1 protein-coding gene is annotated in these 887 nt (G+C 47.0%); it reads right to left on the bottom strand.

The genetic code is table 11. From position 1 onward, the window contains the following. Positions 1-330: 330 nt before the first annotated feature. Positions 331-887, bottom strand: a 557-nt coding sequence (locus BG32_RS09460) for a group II intron maturase-specific domain-containing protein (protein WP_310793886.1), incomplete at its 5' end; no start/stop codon positions are given.

Below are 887 nucleotides of genomic sequence, written 5' to 3'. Positions count from 1 at the left end.
CGGTTCTTCGTTCCGACGCTACGCGTCCAAGTTCTTGGTTATTCGTCCGAGATTTCGTCATGCTGAACTTGTTTCAGCATCCCGGAGGGTTCTCCGAATACGTCACATACAGTCATTCTGAACTTGTTTCAGAATCTCGATCCTTTCTTTTAGTCACCTTCAGCTTTTCCCCGGATAACGGAAAACCGATCAACGCCCAACCAGTTTCTCTTGCTCTTACGAACCCGCCACCTGCTACCACCGATCACGTTTCTCACAAGCCATCGAGTAGGAGAGGGGCGGAGCCCCTCGTCCTCTCACAGAACCGTGCGTACGGGTCGCGTACACGGCTCATGGATCAAGTATCGGAAATTTCGACAGGGGATGATGGTATTTTGTCATATCGACTAGGTTCATCTCTTCAAAGAACCTGTTGGGGATGGCGTAATTGGCTGCTTTTGAGTGAGAAGATCGCCATTTGTTCATTCTCATATTGACTTTCTCTTTCCATCCGGTCCTTCTGAGAACTCTGTTCAGTTTCTTAGTTGTCTTCCACTGGTGTAGTATGATGGCTCTTAGCCTTCTCCTTATCCAGCTCAGAAGTCCCCTCAAGATGGATTGGAAATCCACTATCCTGAAATAGCTGGCAAATCCCCTCAACAGTGGATTGAGCTGCTTCACTATCTCCTTTACCGGTCTGCTCTGATTCCTTCTTGTAAGTCCCCTGACCTTTTCCTTGAATCTCTTCAATCTGGATTTCTCTATCCCCACTCTCTCGCCTTTTATTTCGAAGCCAAGAAAGTGAAATCCATCTTCAAGTGTTGTGATTCTCGTCTTGTTTCTGTTGACCTTGAGCTTCATGTCAATCTCCAGTATGTTTATCGCGATTGCCAGAAACTCTCGGGCTT

It is taken from the genome of Mesotoga sp. HF07.pep.5.2.highcov, from assembly GCF_003666285.1.
Taxonomy (GTDB): Bacteria; Thermotogota; Thermotogae; order Petrotogales; family Kosmotogaceae; genus Mesotoga; species Mesotoga prima.
Note: the sequence above shows the minus strand (reverse complement) of the source record. Positions and strands in the feature narration are given on the sequence as shown.